2 protein-coding genes are annotated in these 1446 nt (G+C 68.3%); both read right to left on the minus strand.

The features are described 5' to 3' along the window. Nucleotides 1-35: 35 nt before the first annotated feature. The gene (locus HNV26_RS37315) at nt 36-1067 is read right to left on the minus strand and encodes an IS3 family transposase (RefSeq protein ID WP_171445599.1); all 1032 of its coding nucleotides are present in this window, start codon (nt 1065-1067) and stop codon (nt 36-38) included. Next, nucleotides 1064-1446: transposase (locus HNV26_RS37320; RefSeq protein WP_171445598.1), on the minus strand; the 383-nt coding region annotated here is incomplete at its 5' end. The genes HNV26_RS37320 and HNV26_RS37315, both read right to left, overlap by 4 nt.

Genomic DNA, 1446 nt, shown 5'->3' on the forward strand with positions numbered 1-1446 from the left:
CGGTGAGCGTCAAGGTAGTTGTCGCGTGAGAGAGTTCAACCGATGCGCTTCAACTCCTGCACGGCCAGGGTGGGGTTCGGGGAGGGGTTGAGGCGCACTGGGCCTGCCGGTGTCCAGTCTCGCGTGTGGCGACTCCATCGCTCAGGATGGCGGGCTTGAGCGCGCTGGTACACCTGATGGCGCCGGGCGAGCAGCGCCGTCTCCCGACTGAAGTGTCTGTCGTCAGGCGTGACGAAGCGGATGGCGGAGTGCAGGTGCTCGGTGTTGTACCAATGCACGAAGCGCGTCACCCAGGCGCGCGCGTCCTCGGCGGATGCGAAGGGGCGCCGAGGGAATGAGGGGCGGTACTTCAGCGTACGGAAGAGAGCCTCGGAGAAGGCGTTGTCGTCCGAGACGCGGGGCCGGCTGAAGGAGGGCGTGACGCCCAGCCATTGCAGGGTGGCCAGCAGCGTGGCGCCCTTCATCGGGCCGCCGTTGTCCGAGTGCAATACCAGCCCCTCGGGACAGCCCGCCTCCTGCCAGCAGCGGCGGATGAGGGCCGCGGCATGCTCGGACGACTCCTCCTCGTGCACCGTAAAGCCCATGATGCGCCGGCTGAAGACGTCCACCACCAGGTACAGGTAGAGGAAGGCTCCCTTCACCGGCCCCTTCAGGTAGGTGATGTCCCAGCTCCACACCTGATTGGGCCCGGTGGCCAGGTGCTCGGCCCGGAGCCTGGGCGTGGGGGCCCTGGCGCAGCCCCGGTGGGTGAGTTGCCCCGCCTCGCGCAGCACCCGGTAGATGCTCGCCTCGCTGGCCACGTACTCGCCCCTGTCGGCCAGCCGGGGCACAATCTGCTTGGGCGAGACGTCGCGGAACTCCTCGCTGTTGGCCACTGCCAGAATGCGGCGTCTCTCCACTTCCGACAGCCGGTTGGCGGGCCGGGTATGCGGACCGCACCTGCCGTCCTGGGCCGTTTCGGGCTTCCTCCATCGCTGGACGGTGCGAGGCGTCACCCCGAGTCGCTCGCAGACGGCTTCCAGCCTCACGCCCTTCTCCAGCGCCTCGTCGACGAGGGCAAGCGTCATTTCTCGCGCTTCTCGTCCACTGCGTCGTCCTCGTCTTCCGGGGACTTCTCGTCCCAGCCCATCCCCTGAAGTTTTTTTTCGAGCACCAGCAATGCCGCCGTCTCGGCCAGCGCCTTCTCCTTGCGGCGCAGCTCCCGCTCGAGCTCCTTCACGCGCTTCTCCGAAGAGGCCAGCCGGCGACGCTGGCTGGCCGTCAGTGGCCCTGTGGACTCGCCCGACAGGGCCCCGGCAGCCACCTGCCGCCACTCCTTCAACTGCGCCTCGTGCAGCCCCTCGCGGCGCAGCAACGCCCCCAACTTCTCACCCTCAAGCCCCTGGGCCACCACCAGCACGCGCAGCTTCTCCTCGGGCGTCCACTTCTTCGGGCCAGCGGGCTTCT

Source organism: Myxococcus xanthus, assembly GCF_013116825.1.
Classification (GTDB): domain Bacteria; phylum Myxococcota; class Myxococcia; order Myxococcales; family Myxococcaceae; genus Myxococcus; species Myxococcus xanthus_B.

Bases quoted from the DNA above. Each gene is read 5' to 3' on its own strand.
- HNV26_RS37315 (WP_171445599.1), bottom strand. From the start codon at position 1,067: ATGACGCTTGCCCTCGTCGACGAGGCGCTGGAGAAGGGCGTGAGGCTG.